17 protein-coding genes are annotated in these 15,599 nt (G+C 71.9%); 13 read left to right on the top strand and 4 right to left on the bottom strand.

Annotation, left to right across the window (positions count from 1 at the left end; all coding sequences use genetic code 11):
• Window positions 1-61: 61 nt before the first annotated feature.
• A complete protein-coding gene (locus AB0912_RS09890) occupies window positions 62-1,393 on the bottom strand; it encodes a trypsin-like peptidase domain-containing protein (protein ID WP_366697598.1) in 1,332 nt (443 codons plus the stop codon).
• Between the two features lie 454 nt (window positions 1,394-1,847).
• Between AB0912_RS09890 and AB0912_RS09895 the strand changes: the two genes are divergently transcribed.
• Window positions 1,848-3,617, top strand: coding sequence for a trypsin-like serine protease (locus tag AB0912_RS09895; RefSeq protein WP_366697600.1), 1,770 nt, complete (start codon window positions 1,848-1,850; stop codon window positions 3,615-3,617).
• A 219-nt stretch (window positions 3,618-3,836) separates the two neighbouring features.
• On the opposite strand, the gene AB0912_RS09900 is transcribed toward AB0912_RS09895, so the two are convergent.
• A complete protein-coding gene (locus AB0912_RS09900) occupies window positions 3,837-4,859 on the bottom strand; it encodes a LacI family DNA-binding transcriptional regulator (protein WP_366697602.1) in 1,023 nt (340 codons plus the stop codon).
• Window positions 4,860-4,882: 23 nt separating this feature from the next.
• A complete protein-coding gene (locus tag AB0912_RS09905; RefSeq protein ID WP_366697604.1) occupies window positions 4,883-5,701 on the bottom strand; it encodes a response regulator transcription factor in 819 nt (272 codons plus the stop codon).
• 253 nt (window positions 5,702-5,954) lie between these two features.
• On the opposite strand from AB0912_RS09905, the gene AB0912_RS09910 reads away from it, so the two are divergent.
• From AB0912_RS09910 to AB0912_RS09950, 9 genes are all read left to right on the top strand, one after another.
• Window positions 5,955-6,989 carry an alpha/beta fold hydrolase gene (locus tag AB0912_RS09910; protein WP_366697606.1) on the top strand — a complete coding sequence of 345 codons (1,035 nt, stop codon included), beginning with the start codon at window positions 5,955-5,957 and terminating at the stop codon, window positions 6,987-6,989.
• 59 nt (window positions 6,990-7,048) lie between these two features.
• Window positions 7,049-7,303: a MoaD/ThiS family protein gene (locus tag AB0912_RS09915; protein ID WP_081218128.1), complete on the top strand. Its 255-nt coding sequence runs from the start codon at window positions 7,049-7,051 to the stop codon at window positions 7,301-7,303.
• A gap of 8 nt (window positions 7,304-7,311) precedes the next feature.
• The gene (locus tag AB0912_RS09920) at window positions 7,312-8,730 is read left to right on the top strand and encodes a hypothetical protein (RefSeq protein ID WP_366697608.1); all 1,419 of its coding nucleotides are present in this window, start codon (window positions 7,312-7,314) and stop codon (window positions 8,728-8,730) included.
• Window positions 8,731-8,895: 165 nt separating this feature from the next.
• A complete protein-coding gene (locus AB0912_RS09925) occupies window positions 8,896-9,630 on the top strand; it encodes a DUF2993 domain-containing protein (RefSeq protein WP_366697610.1) in 735 nt (244 codons plus the stop codon).
• 200 nt (window positions 9,631-9,830) lie between these two features.
• Window positions 9,831-9,911: a putative leader peptide gene (locus AB0912_RS09930; protein WP_350310325.1), complete on the top strand. Its 81-nt coding sequence runs from the start codon at window positions 9,831-9,833 to the stop codon at window positions 9,909-9,911.
• Window positions 9,912-10,067: 156 nt separating this feature from the next.
• A complete protein-coding gene (locus tag AB0912_RS09935) occupies window positions 10,068-10,913 on the top strand; it encodes a sulfurtransferase (protein WP_366697612.1) in 846 nt (281 codons plus the stop codon).
• A 29-nt stretch (window positions 10,914-10,942) separates the two neighbouring features.
• Window positions 10,943-11,230 (top strand): DUF1416 domain-containing protein, encoded by a 288-nt coding sequence (locus tag AB0912_RS09940; protein ID WP_366697614.1) that lies wholly within the window; start codon window positions 10,943-10,945, stop codon window positions 11,228-11,230.
• 167 nt (window positions 11,231-11,397) lie between these two features.
• Window positions 11,398-11,661 carry a DUF3099 domain-containing protein gene (locus tag AB0912_RS09945; protein ID WP_366697616.1) on the top strand — a complete coding sequence of 88 codons (264 nt, stop codon included), beginning with the start codon at window positions 11,398-11,400 and terminating at the stop codon, window positions 11,659-11,661.
• A gap of 143 nt (window positions 11,662-11,804) precedes the next feature.
• The gene (locus tag AB0912_RS09950; RefSeq protein ID WP_366697618.1) at window positions 11,805-12,194 is read left to right on the top strand and encodes a VOC family protein; all 390 of its coding nucleotides are present in this window, start codon (window positions 11,805-11,807) and stop codon (window positions 12,192-12,194) included.
• A gap of 49 nt (window positions 12,195-12,243) precedes the next feature.
• Here AB0912_RS09950 and AB0912_RS09955 read toward each other — a convergent pair whose 3' ends face one another.
• Complete coding sequence (locus AB0912_RS09955) at window positions 12,244-12,606, bottom strand: DsrE family protein (RefSeq protein ID WP_366697620.1); 363 nt, start codon at window positions 12,604-12,606, stop codon at window positions 12,244-12,246.
• 182 nt (window positions 12,607-12,788) lie between these two features.
• Between AB0912_RS09955 and AB0912_RS09960 the strand changes: the two genes are divergently transcribed.
• From AB0912_RS09960 to AB0912_RS09970, 3 genes are read left to right on the top strand one after another with little or no spacing between them, the layout of a single operon-like run.
• Window positions 12,789-13,556: a hypothetical protein gene (locus tag AB0912_RS09960; RefSeq protein WP_366697622.1), complete on the top strand. Its 768-nt coding sequence runs from the start codon at window positions 12,789-12,791 to the stop codon at window positions 13,554-13,556.
• Window positions 13,553-14,431 carry a hypothetical protein gene (locus AB0912_RS09965; RefSeq protein WP_366697624.1) on the top strand — a complete coding sequence of 293 codons (879 nt, stop codon included), beginning with the start codon at window positions 13,553-13,555 and terminating at the stop codon, window positions 14,429-14,431. The genes AB0912_RS09960 and AB0912_RS09965 overlap by 4 nt, the downstream gene beginning before the upstream one ends.
• On the top strand, window positions 14,428-15,378 hold the full coding sequence (locus tag AB0912_RS09970; RefSeq protein ID WP_366697626.1) for a hypothetical protein: 951 nt from the start codon (window positions 14,428-14,430) through the stop codon (window positions 15,376-15,378). The genes AB0912_RS09965 and AB0912_RS09970 overlap by 4 nt, the downstream gene beginning before the upstream one ends.
• Window positions 15,379-15,599: the final 221 nt, after the last annotated feature.

Below are 15,599 nucleotides of genomic sequence, written 5' to 3' on the forward strand. Positions count from 1 at the left end.
GCGGCGGGCCGGGGCCTGGTGTGTGGTGGGCCCGGGGGCGCCCCCGGGGCCGGGCGCCTCGTCAGTTGTCGGAGCCGCCGGCCCGCAGCGAGGCAAGGTCGGCCTTGACGGTGTTGATCGGGATGGCGAAGCCGAGGCCGACGCTGCCGGCGCTGGACGAGGACGAGGAGGAGTCCGAAGCGGCCGAGTACATCGCGGAGTTGATGCCGACGATGTTGCCGTTCATGTCGATGAGGGCGCCTCCGGAGTTGCCGGGGTTGAGCGAGGCGTCGGTCTGGAGGGCCTTGTAGGTGGTCGTGGAGGAGCCGGTGTCGCCGTTGAACTGGCGCCCGCCGAACTCGAAGGGCCACTGGTCGCTGCCGCCGCCCTGCTGTTGCTGCTGGCCCTGGCTCTCGTCGGTGGAGACGGTCACGTCCCGGTCGAGGGCGGAGACGATGCCGCTGGTGACGGTGCCGGTCAGGCCTTCGGGGGAGCCGATCGCGACGACCTGGTCGCCGACCTGCACGCCGTCGGAGTCGCCGAGCGTCGCGGTCTTCAGCCCGGAGGGGGCGTTGTCCAGCTTGATCAGCGCGAGGTCCTTCTTGCTGTCGGTGCCGACGACGCTCGCGGTGTACGACTTGCCGTTGCTCAGCCGCACCTTGATCTCGGAGGCGCCCGAGACGACGTGGTTGTTGGTGACGATCTCGCCGCCGGTCGTGATGATCACGCCGGAGCCGGTGGAGGAGCCCGCGTTCGAGGTCGCGCTGATCTCCACGATGCTCGGGCTGACGGCCTTGGCGACGCCGGCGACCGTGCCCTTCTGGCTGGTGGGCACCACGCTGGTGCTGGTGCTGCTGGAGGCGACGGTGTCGTTGCCCGTCAGCTCCTGGATGCCGTAGGCGGTGCCGCCGCCGATCGCCGCGGCCACGATCGCGACGGCCGCGAGCAGGGCGAAGGGGCCCTTCGCCCGCCGCCGCTTGCCGGCCGCCGGGCCCTGCGCGTGGCCGTCGGCCGAGCCCTCCGGCGGGACGGGCGGCGCGGCGAAGACGGCGGTGGAGCCCGCGGAACCGTGGCCGTCGCTCCCGGCCCCGGCATAACCGCCGTACGGCCCGCCACCACCGTGACCGCCACCGCCGTGACCGCCACCACCGTGACCGTCACCGCCGTGACGGCCACCACCATGACCGTCACCACCGTGACCGTCACCGCCGTGACCGGAGCCCGGCCACACGGTGGTGCCCGGCCCGACCTGCACGGGCGGGGCCGCCGGAGCCGGCTGGACCGGCGGGTGCGCCGGCGGCGGGGGCCACTCGGGGTTCACGGGGGAGGAGGGATGCGACTGCTGCCGGGGGTACGCGGACCCGTGGTCGTCGCCCTGGGGGTACTCGCCGCTGCGGCGGAAGCTCTCGGTCATGTCCAAAAGACTGTCCCCGGATCATGAGAGCGCCCTGAGTGGCCGCTGAGAAGCCCGACAGAACCTCGTATGCCCGATATAAAGCTCCCCCGGCTCTCGGATAAAGCCCCCCGGCCCCCATATAAAGCCGCCCCGACTCCCGTTGCCGGACCGGCCCGCCCCCCTTCTCCAGCGGGACCCGCCCCGCCCCTCGGGCCGGTAGGCAAACAGCCGGTGGCCGCGGGGTGATCCCCCGGAACGGCCGGGGCGAACACTTGTCTGGTCCCGGTGCGGGCCGTGCTTTCCGGGGCTGGAGAGGCCTACGATCGCCGTGCCGGAGGGGGGCTCCGCGGTTACGCCCGAGGTCGACGCACGCCATGCAGGCGGTTGTCGTCGACGGCCGGGCCGGTGCGTCGTACGCCCTTCTCGGGCCGCTGACACGGACGAGTACACGCACCCACACCAGGAGCCCTGAGTGATACGTGCCCTGCGCGACCGCTGGAGACGCCCCGCCACGGCGCTTCCGACGGCCGCTCTCGCGCTGGCGCTGACCTGCGCCGGCGCCCTCGCGGCGCAGCCCGCGAGCGCTGCCGGACCGGCCGGCGGACCGGCCGGACGGCCCGGTCCCGGCGTCGCCGCCCAGACCGCCGCCGCGCCCGCCCCGGCCGTCTCCGACAAGGAACTGCGCCACCGCGTCGTGGAGGCCGTCAAGAGCCAGGCGACGCCTGCCGCGCGGCCCGAGAAGACGCCGTTCATCATCGGCGGCACCGAGACCTCGATCTCCTCGGCGCCCTGGATGGTCCAGCTCTCGTACTACGACAGCGCGGCCGACGAGGGCTGGTTCTGCGGCGGCACCCTCGTCGCCCCCAACAAGGTCCTGACGGCGGCCCACTGCGTCGCCGGGCTCGACTGGAAGAAGAACGGCGCCGTCGTCGCGGGCGCCACCGGCCTGCTGGACGACACCCACGGCACCGTCGCGGGCGTCTACCGCCAGTGGAACCACCCGCGCTTCAGCGACACGACCCTCCAGAACGACATCGCGGTCCTCACCCTGGACCGCCCGCTGGAACAGCAGTGGATCAAGCTGACGGCCGCGGGCGACAGCACCTCGTACAAGGCGGGCACCTCCGCCACCGTCTACGGCTGGGGCCTGACCTCGGGCGCCGACGACGCCGACCTGTCGGCGAAGCTGCGCAAGATCACCCTGCCGATGGTCGCCGACTCCACCTGCGACAGCGCGATGAAGACCGTCCTGCACGAGGACGACTTCATCGAGGGCTCGATGTTCTGCGCCGGAACCCCGGCGACCGGCACCGACGCGGGCACCAAGAGCCCGTGCAACGGAGACTCCGGCGGCCCGGTGATCGTCGGCGGCAAGGTCGTCGGCATCGTGTCGTGGGGCGTCTCCGGCTGCACCGCCAAGGGCGCCTACCCCGTCTTCACCAAGGTCACCTCGTACACCTGGGCGGCCCAGCCCCGGATCGACGACACCGACCTGACCTTCGACGGCCGGGCCGACCTGCTGGAGCGGACGCCCTCGGGCAACCTGTTCGAGCAGGACAGCAAGGGCACCTCGCTGGCCGCCCGCGCCTACCAGGGCAACGGCTGGCAGACCGCGAGCTGGATCCTTCAGGCCGACCTCGACCGGGACTTCTACCAGGACCTGATCGAACGCGAGAAGAGCGACGGCAAGCTGTACCGCAGCTACTTCGACCACGCCACGGGCGAGTTCACGTGGATGCGGATCACCTCGGTGTGGGGCGGCTACAAGTCGTACGCCGTCCCCGGTGACCTGACCGGCGACTCCCGGCCCGACCTGGTCGCGGTGGACGCCGACGGCTCGGTCTACCTCTACCCCGGCAAGGGCAACGGCGAGTTCTACGGCCGCGTCAAGGTCGTGAACAAGGCATGGAAGAACGTCAAGATCTTCGGCCACGGCGACCTGACCGGCGACGGCCGCGCCGACCTGCTGGTCCGCGACGGCTCGGGAGTCCTGTACCTGTACCGGGGCACGCAGGCCGAGCACGCCCCCTGGTCGGCGCGGATCAAGGCGCGTACGGGCTGGAACTTCACCGCGTACGTGGCCAACGGCGACGTGACCGGTGACGGCATCGCCGATGTCGTGACCCGCGACTCGGGCGGCACGCTCTGGCTCTACCCCGGCACCAACAAGGCCTCCGGCGACCTCTTCGGCTCGCGCAAGAGCCTCGGCACCGGCTTCAACCAGTACAACCTGCTGTTCTAGCTCCGCCGCAGCGGTAAGGCGGCGGTGCGGTAAGGCGGCTGTGCGGTGAGGCGGCTGTGCGGTGAGGCGGCTGCGGTAAGCCGGCAGCAGCAAGGCCGCGGCGGCAAGACAGAGATCCCCGCGCCCCTCTCAGGGGCGCGGGGATCTCCGCTGTCCGCTGTCCGCGCTGTCCGCTGTCCGTGTGCGGTACCCGGCCGGTGCCGCTGTGCCGGGCCGGGGCTACTCGCAGCCGCAGGACTGGCGGACCACCAGCCGGGAGGGGAACTGCTTCAGCCGTTCGCGGCGCGAGCCCGCCACCCGCAGGCCGTCGTCGAGGACGAGGTCGACGGCCGCGCGGGCCATCGCCGAGCGGTCCGAGGCGATCGTGGTCAGCGGCGGGTCGGTCAGGGCCGCTTCCTTGACGTCGTCGAACCCGGCCACCGCCAGCTGCCCCGGCACGTCGATGCGCAGCTCGCGGGCGGCGCGCAGCACGCCGATCGCCTGGTCGTCGGTCGAGCAGAAGATGGCCGGCGGCCGGTGCGGGCCGGCGAGCAGCTCAAGGCCGACCTGGTAGGCGTCGTAGCGGTTGTAGGGGGCCTCGAAGAGGCGGCCCTCGGTGGACAGGCCGGCCTCCTGCATGGCGCGCCGCCAGCCCTCGACGTGGTCGGAGACCGGGTCGCCGACCGCCGGGGTCTCGGCCGTGCCGCCGAGGCAGGCCACGTACGGGTAGCCGTGCTCCAGGAGGTGCCGGGTGGCGAGCTGGGCGCCCCCTATGTCGTCGGTGACGACGGCGACGTCGTCGATCGCCTCGGGGCGCTCGTGCAGCAGCACCACACGGGCGTCCCAGGCGTCGATCTCGGCGGCGGCGTGGTCGTTCAGCGCGTGGCTGACGAGGATCAGGCCGGAGACGCGCATGCCGAGGAAGGCCCGCAGATAGTGGACCTCGCGCTCGGCGATGTAGTCGGAGTTGCCGACCAGGACCATTTTCCCGCGCTCGGCGGCGGCCTGTTCGACCGCGTGCGCCATCTCCCCGAAGAAGGGCTGGCGCGCGTCCGGGACGATCAGCCCTATGAGTTCCGTCCGCCGCGACGCCATGGCCTGGGCGACCCGGTCGGGCCGGTACCCCAGCTCCTTGATCGCCGCCTGGACGCGCTCGCGCGTGGCCGGGGCGACCGGCCGGGGTCCGTTGTTGATGACATAGCTGACGACGGCGGTCGAGGTACCCGCCAGTCGTGCCACATCATCCCGAGTCACCTTGGCCACGCGCGGAGTCTACGCGGATGGACCTACCTCTGGGCAGGCCGTACGGCCGCTTCCTGTGCCTCCTGGGGAGCCGGTGCGGCAGCGGTGGCGTCCAGGTGCGCCGTGTCGTCCGCATCGTCCGGCTTTGGCTGGGCCGCCTTGGCCTTGGTTCCGTCCGCCGCGCGCTCCACCTTCTCCGGGGTGACGAAGCGGTATCCCACATTGCGGACGGTGCCGATCAGCGACTCGTGCTCGGGGCCGAGCTTCGCGCGCAGCCGCCGTACGTGCACGTCGACCGTGCGGGTACCGCCGAAGTAGTCGTAGCCCCACACCTCCTGGAGGAGCTGGGCGCGGGTGAAGACGCGGCCCGGGTGCTGCGCGAGGTACTTCAGCAGCTCGAACTCCTTGAAGGTCAGGTCGAGGACCCGGCCCTTGAGCTTGGCGCTGTAGGTCGCCTCGTCCACGGAGAGGTCGCCGTTGCGGATCTCCATGGGGGAGTCGTCGTTGACGATCTGCTGGCGGCCCATCGCGAGCCGCAGCCGTGCCTCGACCTCGGCCGGTCCCGCGGTGTCGAGGAGCACGTCGTCGATGCCCCAGTCGGCGGTGACGGCCGCGAGGCCGCCCTCCGTCACGACGAGGATGAGCGGACAGCCGGGTCCCGTGGAGCGCAGCAGCTGACACAGGCTGCGGACCTGGGGGAGATCACGTCGTCCGTCGATGAGGATGACGTCGGCACCGGGGGTGTCGACGAGGGCGGGGCCTTCGGCCGGCGCCACGCGCACGTTGTGCAGCAGCAGGCCGAGAGCGGGAAGCACCTCCGTCGACGGCTGAAGGGCGTTGGTCAGGAGCAACAGTGAACTCATCGCACCTCACCCGCCTGGGTCGTCCTGCGTTCGTGCACGGTTCGCTCGCCCATAACGTCTGGTTCCTCCTCGGTCCCTGCGAGGACGTTTGCGGCACTGCTCTCTGCTCGCGGACCCCGCGCCCTGGGACCCGCCGCGCCTCCGTCGCCCCGTACACCTGCGGTTTCCCGCTTCGTATACAACGGCTTCCGAAAGCACAAAAGGACCCGGGGGCTACTCTGCCCGAGTCCTCATGCCCAGCAGAATAGCCCACATGAGCGTAGGTCCGGCAGGTCAAGTGACGCGATCTTTCAACAGTCCACACCGTGAGACAACGCCGCGCACCTCCGCGCGGAGGTTTCTGCGCACGGTCGACGGAGTGACGATCGACGCGGCCTACGACGCCGGGGAGCGGCCCGGAGGTGACCTGGCGTTCATCCTGGCGCACGGGTTCACGGGCGATCTGGACCGCCCGCACGTGCGCCGCGCGGCCGGTGTCCTCGGCCGCCGCGGTGCGGTCGTGACCTTCTCCTTCCGCGGTCACGGCGCCTCCGGCGGCCGGTCCACGGTCGGCGACCGCGAGGTCCACGACCTGGCGGCGGCGGTCGCCTGGGCGCGTGAGCTGGGGCACACCCGGATCGCGACCGTCGGCTTCTCGATGGGCGGCTCGGTGGTGCTGCGGCACGCGGCGCTGTACGGGAAGACGGGCTCGGGGCCAGGCCTGCGGGAGGCGGCCGAGCACGACCGCCGGACGCGCGAGGGGCAGCAGACGCGCGAGGGGCACCGGACGCACGAGGGGCACCAGATGCAGGAGGGGCGTCAGGAGCGCGAGGGGCGCGCGGGGCGCGGTGCGGACGCGGATACGGATGCCGGTACGGACGCGGGTACGGACGCCGGTACGGATGCGGGTACGGACGCCGGTACGGACGCGGTGGTCTCGGTCAGCTCGCCCGCCCGCTGGTACTACCGGGGCACCGCCCCGATGCGGCGGCTGCACTGGCTGGTCACCCGCCCGGAGGGCCGGATGGTGAGCCGGCTCGGCCTGCGCACCCGCATCCACCACCGCGAGTGGGACCCGGTGCCGGCGTCCCCGGCCGAGTGCGTCCCGTACATCGCGCCGACCCCGCTGCTCGTCGTGCACGGCGACCGGGACGGCTACTTCCCCGTCGACCACCCGCGAATGCTGGCCGAGGCCTCCGCCGGGCACGCCGAACTGTGGCTGGAGCACGGCATGGGCCACGCGGAGAACGCGGCCCCCGACGACCTGCTGACCCGGATCGCGGACTGGGCGGTCGCACACGCGGGCTAGCCTGGCCAGGTTCACGCGAACGCGTGACACAGACACCGGACCGCTGATTGAGGAACGAGATGGCAAAGGGCACGGTGCGTTACTGGGCCGCCGCCAAGGCCGCGGCCGGCGTCGCCGAGGAGCCGTACGAGGCGGGCACGCTCGCCGAGGCACTCGACGCCGCCCGTGAACGACACCCCGGCGAGCTGGTCCGCGTCCTGCGGCGATGCTCGTTCCTCATCGACGGTGACCCCGTGGGCACCCGAGGGCATGAGACGGTACGGCTGGCCGAGGGCGGCACGGTCGAGGTGCTCCCGCCGTTCGCAGGAGGGTGAGCGACACCATGAGCAACCAGCCGTTCGAGGGCCGGTACGAGGGTCAGTACGAGGAGTACGACCCGTACGGGCAGCCCCGGCAGCAGCCCCCGTATCAGCAGCCCCCGCACCAGCAGGGGCAGGAGCAGCGGGGCCAGGAGCAGCCGCGGCACCAGCCCCAGCAGCACCAGCCGCGGCACCAGCCGCAGTCCGACTGGCAGCAGCACACCCAGCAGTGGGAGGGGCAGACCTGGGAGACGCAGACCCACGCTCCCGTCTCCGCCGCGGACACCGCCTATCTGCCGCCGCAGGGCTACCAGGCGTACGGCGAGCCGCAGGAGCCTCGTGAGCCGCAGGGCCCCCAGGACCCCCGAGGGCACCAGGGGCAGCCGGCACCTCACGGGCACCCAGCGCCCCAGGGACATCAGGGACATCAGGCGCACCAGGGCCCGCAGGGCTACGGGGGTGTCGCCGGCGGGCCGCTGCCGGCCGAGGCGCCCGCCCAGCCGTGGACCTCCGTCCCCGAGGCCGTCGCTCCCGGCGCGGCCCCCGCCCCCGACCCGTCCGTCGCCGAGGAGGTGGGCGTCCAGATCCGCCCCGACGGAATCCCGCTCGCCGACGCGACGCCCGCCGAGGTCGCCGCCGACGCCACCTCGGCCTACGGGCCCGCGACCGTCACCGGAAACGCCCGGATCACCGACGCCCAGCGCGCCCGCGCCGAGGGACGTTCCCCGATCATCGAGCCCGGTATGCAGCCGGCCGCGCTGACCGCGCTGCTCGGACTGCTGCTGTCCGGCGCGGCGGCGATCGGCGAGTACGCGCTCGTCGTCCCGCTCGTCGTGCTCCAGGCCGTCACGGCGGCGGGCTGGTTCCGGCTGAACGGGATGTGGCCCGCCCGGCAGGGCATCGCGCTGGCCTTCGCCGGCGCGCTGACCGCCGACGTGGCGCTGCTCGCCGCGGGCCGGGACAACGCGCCCGCCGCGATCCTCGGCACCCTCGGCGTGTGGGTCCTGCTCACCCTCGTCCTGCAACTGCGCAGCCACGCCGACCCGGACACCCGGATGTACGGGCTGATGGCGACCGTCGCCTCCGCGGCGCTCGCGATCATCGCGGCCGGGCATCTCGCGGCCGAGCCGGACGCCGTGACCGTGGGCTGCGCGGCGGTCGCCGTGGCGATCCTGGCCCGTGCGCTGCCGCTGCCCACCGCCGCCTCCGTGGTGGTCGCGCTGCTGGCCGCCGCGGGCGCCGGTGTCGCGGTCGGCGGGCTGACGGACCTCGGCACCCAGGGTGCTTTCGTCGGCCTCGGCGCCGGGGTGTGCGCGCTGATCGGGCACCGGGCGGCCGGCTACGACTACCCGTCCCGGTTCGTGCACTTCACCGCGGGCGTGGCGCTGCCGCTGGCCGCAGCCGCCCCGGCGGTCTACCTGCTGGGCCGCGCGCTGGGCTGACGGCCGGTTCCCACCGCCTCGATCCGGTCAACCCGCGCCGAATCGTCACAGCTGATCGACAACCGCCATGAAGGGCCCCCGGACCGGGGGCCCTTCATGGTTAGGCTCGCGTTCTGCGGCAACGAGGCCGACCAGAGGGCCGACCGACGTGAGGGAACACCGAGCATGCGCGCACTGCGAATACTGCTGATCCTGGTCATCGTCCTGGGCGGTCTCTTCGTGATCGCCGACCGGGTGGCGGTCAACTTCGCGGAGGACCGCGCGGCCGACCGCATCAAGAGTTCGGAGGGGCTCGCCGACACCCCCGACGTGTCCATCGAGGGCTTCCCGTTCCTCACCCAGGTCTTCGCGAGCCGCCTGGACGACGTGAAGGTCGGCATCGAGGACTACGAGGCGCAGACCGGCACCTCCGCCGGGACCGTCCGGATCGACCATCTGCGCGCCGAGATGCACGGGGTGGCCTTCAGCGGCGACTTCAGCTCCGCCACCGCCGAGCGGGCCACCGGCACCGCCACGATCGCGTACGGCGAACTGCTGAAGGCGGCGGGCTCCGAGCCGGGCCAGGTCGCCCCCGGCGTCACCGCGCGGGTCAGCGGACTCTCCGACGGCGGCGACGGCAAGATCAAGGTGACCATCGCGTCGAAGTTCCTCGGCCACGCGCTGCCCCCGGTCTCGGTGCTCAGCTCCGTCAGCGTCTCCGGCGACACCGTGCGGGTGCACGCGGACTCCCTGCCGAAGATCGGTGACGTCCAGCTCGCCGACGGGACGGTCCGGTCGGTCACCGACTTCGAACAGAAGATCAAGGAGCTGCCGGGCGGCATCAAGCTCGACAAGGTCCAGGCGGCCCCGGACGGCGTGGACATCTCGGTGAAGGGCTCGGACGTCAGCCTGGCCAGGTAGACCCCCGGCACGGCCTGTCCGAAGAGCGAGACGGCGATGTCCGCACCGCAGATGCGCGATCGGCGTGAAGACGGGCAGGCGGGGCGGGACCCGTGCGGCGACGGGGCCGGCCCCCTTTTCGTATCACAATACGGACGATCGCGTCTCAGTATGCGACACGCCGGTGACATGCCCGCCTGTCCGTCCCTACGATCGGACGCATGAAGCGACAGGCGGATCTCACGAAGCGGCGGGCAGTCGACCTGTGCCGCGTCGCCGCCATGCTCTGTCGCACCTTCTGAGCGGAAGCGTTCCGGTCTTCCGCGCGCCGGGCCCTTGGACCTCTCTCGTCAGGGCCACCCTTGCGCCGTGCGGCCCTGACCGGCCCGCACCAGCGCGCACCCCTCTCCAACGCATCACGCATCACCTCGCCGCAACTGCCCCGGAGGAGAACGAGCATGAGCCGCACGGACGTCCTGGTAGACGCCGACTGGGTCCAGGACCACCTGGACGACCCGAACGTGGTCGTCGTCGAGGTCGACGAGGACACCTCGGCCTACGAGAAGAACCACATCCGCAACGCCATCCGGATCGACTGGACGAAGGACCTCCAGGACCCGGTCCGCCGTGACTTCATCGACCAGGAGGGCTTCGAGAAGCTCCTCTCGGCGAAGGGCATCGCCAACGACACGCTGGTCGTGCTCTACGGCGGCAACAACAACTGGTTCGCGTCCTACGCCTACTGGTACTTCAAGCTCTACGGCCACGAGAACGTGAAGCTCCTCGACGGCGGCCGCAAGAAGTGGGAGCTGGACTCCCGCGACCTGGTCGACGGCTCGCAGGTGCCCGAGCGTGCCGCGACGACGTACAAGGCCAAGCCGCAGGACACCTCGATCCGCGCCTTCCGTGACGACGTCGTCGCCGCGATCGGCTCGCAGAACCTGGTCGACGTCCGCTCGCCCGACGAGTTCAGCGGCAAGCTGCTCGCGCCGGCGCACCTGCCGCAGGAGCAGTCGCAGCGTCCGGGCCACGTGCCGAGCGCCCGCAACATCCCGTGGTCGAAGAACGCCAACGACGACGGCACCTTCAAGTCGGACGACGAGCTGAAGGAGCTGTACGCCGAGGAGCAGGTCGACCTCGCCAAGGACACCATCGCGTACTGCCGCATCGGTGAGCGTTCCGCGCTCACCTGGTTCGTGCTGCACGAGCTGCTCGGTGTCGAGAACGTCAAGAACTACGACGGCTCCTGGACCGAGTACGGCTCCCTCGTCGGCGTGCCGATCGAGCTGGGCGCCAACAAGTAATCCCACGGCCTGAAGGACGGAACTGACATATGTGTGGAGCGAAGGCCGGCGGCCCCGACGCCTCGGCGATCAAGCCCGGTGAGACGACGATCCAGGGGCAGGTGACCCGCGACGGCGAGCCGGTGACGGGCTACGTCCGTCTGCTGGACTCGACCGGCGAGTTCACCGCGGAGGTGCCCACCTCCGCCACGGGCCAGTTCCGCTTCTACGCGGCCGAGGGCACCTGGACCGTCCGGGCGCTGGTCCCCGGCGGCACCGCCGACCGCACGGTCGTCGCGCAGACGGGCGGCCTCGCCGAGGTCGCGATCGCCGTCTGAACAACGGGCCGCCGTCCCTGACGGCAGCCTGCCGAACAGTCGAAGGGCCGCACCCCCGGGGGTTGGACGCTCACCGGACCGGGGTGCGGCCCTTCGGCGTGCCCGCCCGCGCCGGGAGGCCTCCGGGGCACTGCGCCGGACGGGAGGTCCGGGCCTACGCTGGAGGCATGTACGCACGCAGGCGTCACGTGTACTTCGTCATGATGGGGACGTGCATCGCGCTGTTCGTCCTCGCCTGGGGCGTCGTACGGATCTGGTCGGTGCCGGCCGCCGTCGCGATGTGCGTGGTGGCCATGGTCATCCCGCCGGTCGCCGCGATGGTCGCCAACCGGCGCGGGCCCGAGGACCGGTGGTGGGACGACCCGTCCGGCGACGACAAGTCCGACGAGTGGTGGGACGAGCTGGACGGCAAGAAACGACGACAGCAGTAGTGACGCCGGCGGCAGCGGTCACGAGGGCAGTGGTCACGTGATGGCGGTGCCGGCGATGGCAGGGGTGACGACGGCAGTGGTGACGACGGCAGTGACGACGGCAGTGGTGACGGCAGGCAAGCGGTACGGCCCGGAGAGCTGATATGTCGCGTACGAGGTTGTCCACGGTGGTGCTGGACGCACCCGACGCCCACAAGCTGGCCGAGTTCTACCAGCGGCTGCTCGGCTATGTCGTGCGCGCCGAGGAGCCGCACTGGGTGCTCATCGGCCCGCCCTTCGAGGGCACCGCCCTCGCCTTCGAGACCGAACCGCTCTACACCCCGCCGGTGTGGCCTGCGGGCCCCGGTGACCAGCGGATGATGGTGCACCTCGACATCGAGGTCGACGACCTCGCCGAGGAGACCGAGCGGGCCGTCGAGCTGGGCGCCCGGCTCGCCGACCATCAGCCCCAGGACGACGTACGGGTGCTGTTCGACCCGGCGGGCCACCCCTTCTGCCTCTGGGTGGACCTCCGCCGCAAGCCCCGCTTGTAGCGGGCCCCGCAAGCCCTGTCTCGTCGGTACCCCCGTAAGCCCTGTCCCGTCAGTAGACGAGTGCCTGGGTCCCGTCCGTCATAGCCTCCTGCACGAACACCTGCGCCCCCGCGATCCGTACGCCCTCCAGGACGTCCTTCTCGGTGATGTCGCGGCGGGCCGCGCACTGGGTGCACAGGGTGATGCGGCCGGCCGCCAGGATCGCGTCGATCAGATCGGGCAGCGGCGCCGCGTGCGGCAGCTCGAACTCGGCGGCCCGGCCCGGCAGCGCGAACCAGGCGGACTCGCCGGTCAGCCAGAGGGACACCTCCACGCCACTGGCCACGGCCACCGCGGCGACCGTGAAGGCCTGGGAGCAGCGTTCCGGGGCGTCGGCACCGGCCGTCACCTTGATCACGAGCTTGTTCGCCATGGCCGTCATCGTATGCCGGGGCGTCGGCACCCTCCGTATGCCGGATCGTGATCATCCTCGGCGCAACCCCATGCGGGGGCCATGGGTCTCCTGTGCGCGCGGATACGGAATCCACGCTTCACGTTCTGTGGGGGGACGTCTTGGAAGTACCCGAAGGGTCCGGAACACCGGAAAGACCGCGTGTGTCCGACGACGCGCCGATGGCCGGCGCCGGTGAGTCCGCGCAGGCCGCCGTGGCGGACGGCTCCGCCGAGCCGCGTGCCCGGCGCCGGCGGGGGCGTACCGCCCTGCTGATCGCAACGGCCGCCGTGCTCGGTCTCGTGGCCGGCACCTGCACCGGCTTCGTCGTCCAGGCCGGCCGCGCGCCCACCAAGCTGCCGCCGCTGTCCCAGCCGGTGGTCGCCCAGGCCGAGGGCGCCGGCCCCGAGCCGCTGTCCGCCGCCCAGGACCACCGGGTCAAGACGGACGGCGACCTGCGCAAGCTGCTGCTGCCGCGGCCCAAGGGCGCGAAGGAGCCGGACTGGGCGCCCGAGGAGGACGGCTGGCTCGACCTGGCCGAGTACGCCGGCTCCCTGAAGAATTCCGACCGGGAGTTCGGCGATCTGATCAGGGCCGAGTTCCGCCGGGGCGCGGGCGTCACCTGGAGCCAGGGCCACCACAACACCCAGATCCGGCTGGTGCAGTACCGCCAGAACGAGAGGCTCGCCGCCTTCGACCGGGCGGGCCGGTGGAACGTGGACGACACCCGGAGCTGGGGTGTTCCCGGCTCGGGCAACGGCATGGTCTACCTCTTCAAGCCGGAGACGAAGCCCGGTTACCTGCCGCTCTACAAGGCGCAGGCGGCGGCCGCACGCGGCGACATCGCCCTGGAGATCTGGGTCTTCGATTCCAAGCCGATCCCGAAGACGGAGATCATGGACCTGGCCAAGCGTCAGTTGGAGCGGCTGTGAGCGAGCTACCCACCAACCCGGAGAGCCCGGAGAGCCCGCAGAGCGCGGAGACCCCGGAGAGTCCGCGGAGTGCGGAGGCCCCGGAGAGCTTGCCGACCTCGGAAAGCGCGGAGAGCACCGCGCCCGGCGGGAAGCCGGGGCGGCGCGGCCGTGTCGCCGCCGTCGCCGGTGCCCTGCTGCTCGTCGGCGCCGTCGTCGCGGGCGGCGCCTGGACCGTGGTGAGCGTTCAGGACGCCGACCGTGACGCGGGCGCCCCGGTCTGGAAGTTCCCGAAGACCGCGAAGGCGGACGCGGGTAAGCCGAAACCGGCGTCCCCGCTCGCCGCGATGCTGGTGCCGTACGGCGACGACTACGCCCAGGGTCCCGACATGACCCGGTTCGGCTCCGACACCGCGCTCAGCGGAGGCGCGGCCACCGCCCTGCGCAAGGAGTCGGTCCGCGGCCTGCCCCGCTCCCAGCGGCTTCAGATCGAGAAGCAGATCGACAAGCAGCACACCAAGGGCATGGCGATGCGCAGCTACCTCTACAACGGCTCCACGCGGGGGAACGACGGCACCTTCACCGTCAGCGTCCAGCTCGCCCAGATCGAGGACAGGCGGGCCGTGCGGAACATGTCGACGTTCCAGAACGGGGTCCTCGACGCCCTGGAGATCTTCCGTTCCGGACCGCGGATCGAGGGCCACAAGAACGCCAAGTGCTTCCTGCCGCCCAAGGACAAGAAGCAGAAGCTCGACATGATGATCTGCTCCGCCTACCAGGGCGACGTGCTGGTCGAAGCCGTCGCGTACGCGGCCAGGCCGATGAACACCAAGGGGGTCGCCAAACTGCTCCGCGAGCAGCTCGACCGCATCCAGGAACCGGGAGAGGCGGTATGACCGAGCAGGCGACTCAGACAGCGCAGGCAGCTCAGACGGCGCAGGCAGCTCAGACGGCGCAGGCGGCTCAGGCGGCGCAGACGGTATCGGGCGACGACGTGGGACCCGCGCCGGACCGGCGGCCGGCCGACGCCCCGAGCCTCGTGGCGGACGCGGCCCAGGAGCCCCCGGTCAAGGCCGTCAAGGACCGCCGGGTGCTGCGCGCGGTGCTGCGCTGGACCGCCGCCACGGTGGTGTTCGCGGCGGTCGGCGCGTCCACGGCGTACGGCATCACGCGCATGGAGCGGAACGACGTACCCGGTCTGTCGACCAAGGCCGACGGGCGCTGGGACTACCCGGCGATCGCGAAGCCGCCGCTGCCCTCCGGCAGCCCGGCCCCCTTCGCCGCCCCCGACAAGACGGGCGTGCACTCCGCCGACCTGCGCGCGCTGCTGCTCCCCGCGCCGAAGGGCGCAACGGCGGACGCCTCGCTGCGCGGCACCGACGGCTGGCTCCCGGCGAAGGCCTTCCTGTCCCAGTACGCCGAGAAGGGCGACCGGGAGACGATCGGCCAGATGCTGACCGACTACGCGGTGCGGCACATCGCGGCGCGCGGCTGGAGCACCCCGGACGGCACGCGCACGCGGATCTACCTGCTCCAGTTCGACACCGCCGCCGTCGCGGAGGAGCTGGTCTCCACCAAGCTGGCCAACTACGACACCCCGCAGTACGGGCTCACCGGCGCCGTCACGACCGAGCGCGACCAGCGCTTCCCGGCGGCGTCCGAGGTCGACGACGTCACCCGGTACGCGTACACCGAGAGCAAGCCGTACGGCCCCGAGCAGGTCCGTGAGGCCTATCTGTCGGCCGGGGACACCATCGCCCTGGTCGTCCAGTCCCGCGAGGGGCTCGCCCCGGCCGTGCCGTTCCGGCAGACGGTGGTGCTCCAGAGCCAGCTCCTCGGCTGACGCCGGTACACCCCCGGGAAGTGGCGGCCGGACTTCCCGGGGGGTGTATCCGAAACTTCCCGGGGGTGTACCTGAAAGAGAGCGGCGGGCCCCGGCCGCGTAAGCTGGGGCCCGGCCTTGTGTACGTCCCCGGTCGCGGCAGCGCCGGGCGGGGGACCCCGTTCCGCTCACCGAGGAGCACCCGTGGAGATCTTCTTCGAAACCCTTCTGGTCCTGGTCTG

The sequence above is a fragment of the Streptomyces sp. NPDC007084 genome (assembly GCF_040703595.1).
Lineage (GTDB): Bacteria > Actinomycetota > Actinomycetes > Streptomycetales > Streptomycetaceae > Streptomyces.

Coding starts and splice junctions, on each gene's coding strand:
- AB0912_RS09890 (WP_366697598.1), bottom strand. CDS start 1,393: ATGACCGAGAGCTTCCGCCGCAGCGGCGAGTACCCCCAGGGCGACGAC.
- AB0912_RS09905 (WP_366697604.1), bottom strand. CDS start 5,701: ATGAGTTCACTGTTGCTCCTGACCAACGCCCTTCAGCCGTCGACGGAG.
- AB0912_RS09910 (WP_366697606.1), top strand. CDS start 5,955: ATGAGCGTAGGTCCGGCAGGTCAAGTGACGCGATCTTTCAACAGTCCA.
- AB0912_RS09915 (WP_081218128.1), top strand. CDS start 7,049: ATGGCAAAGGGCACGGTGCGTTACTGGGCCGCCGCCAAGGCCGCGGCC.
- AB0912_RS09920 (WP_366697608.1), top strand. CDS start 7,312: ATGAGCAACCAGCCGTTCGAGGGCCGGTACGAGGGTCAGTACGAGGAG.
- AB0912_RS09925 (WP_366697610.1), top strand. CDS start 8,896: ATGCGCGCACTGCGAATACTGCTGATCCTGGTCATCGTCCTGGGCGGT.
- AB0912_RS09930 (WP_350310325.1), top strand. CDS start 9,831: ATGAAGCGACAGGCGGATCTCACGAAGCGGCGGGCAGTCGACCTGTGC.
- AB0912_RS09935 (WP_366697612.1), top strand. CDS start 10,068: ATGAGCCGCACGGACGTCCTGGTAGACGCCGACTGGGTCCAGGACCAC.
- AB0912_RS09940 (WP_366697614.1), top strand. CDS start 10,943: ATGTGTGGAGCGAAGGCCGGCGGCCCCGACGCCTCGGCGATCAAGCCC.
- AB0912_RS09945 (WP_366697616.1), top strand. CDS start 11,398: ATGTACGCACGCAGGCGTCACGTGTACTTCGTCATGATGGGGACGTGC.
- AB0912_RS09950 (WP_366697618.1), top strand. CDS start 11,805: ATGTCGCGTACGAGGTTGTCCACGGTGGTGCTGGACGCACCCGACGCC.
- AB0912_RS09955 (WP_366697620.1), bottom strand. CDS start 12,606: ATGGCGAACAAGCTCGTGATCAAGGTGACGGCCGGTGCCGACGCCCCG.
- AB0912_RS09970 (WP_366697626.1), top strand. CDS start 14,428: ATGACCGAGCAGGCGACTCAGACAGCGCAGGCAGCTCAGACGGCGCAG.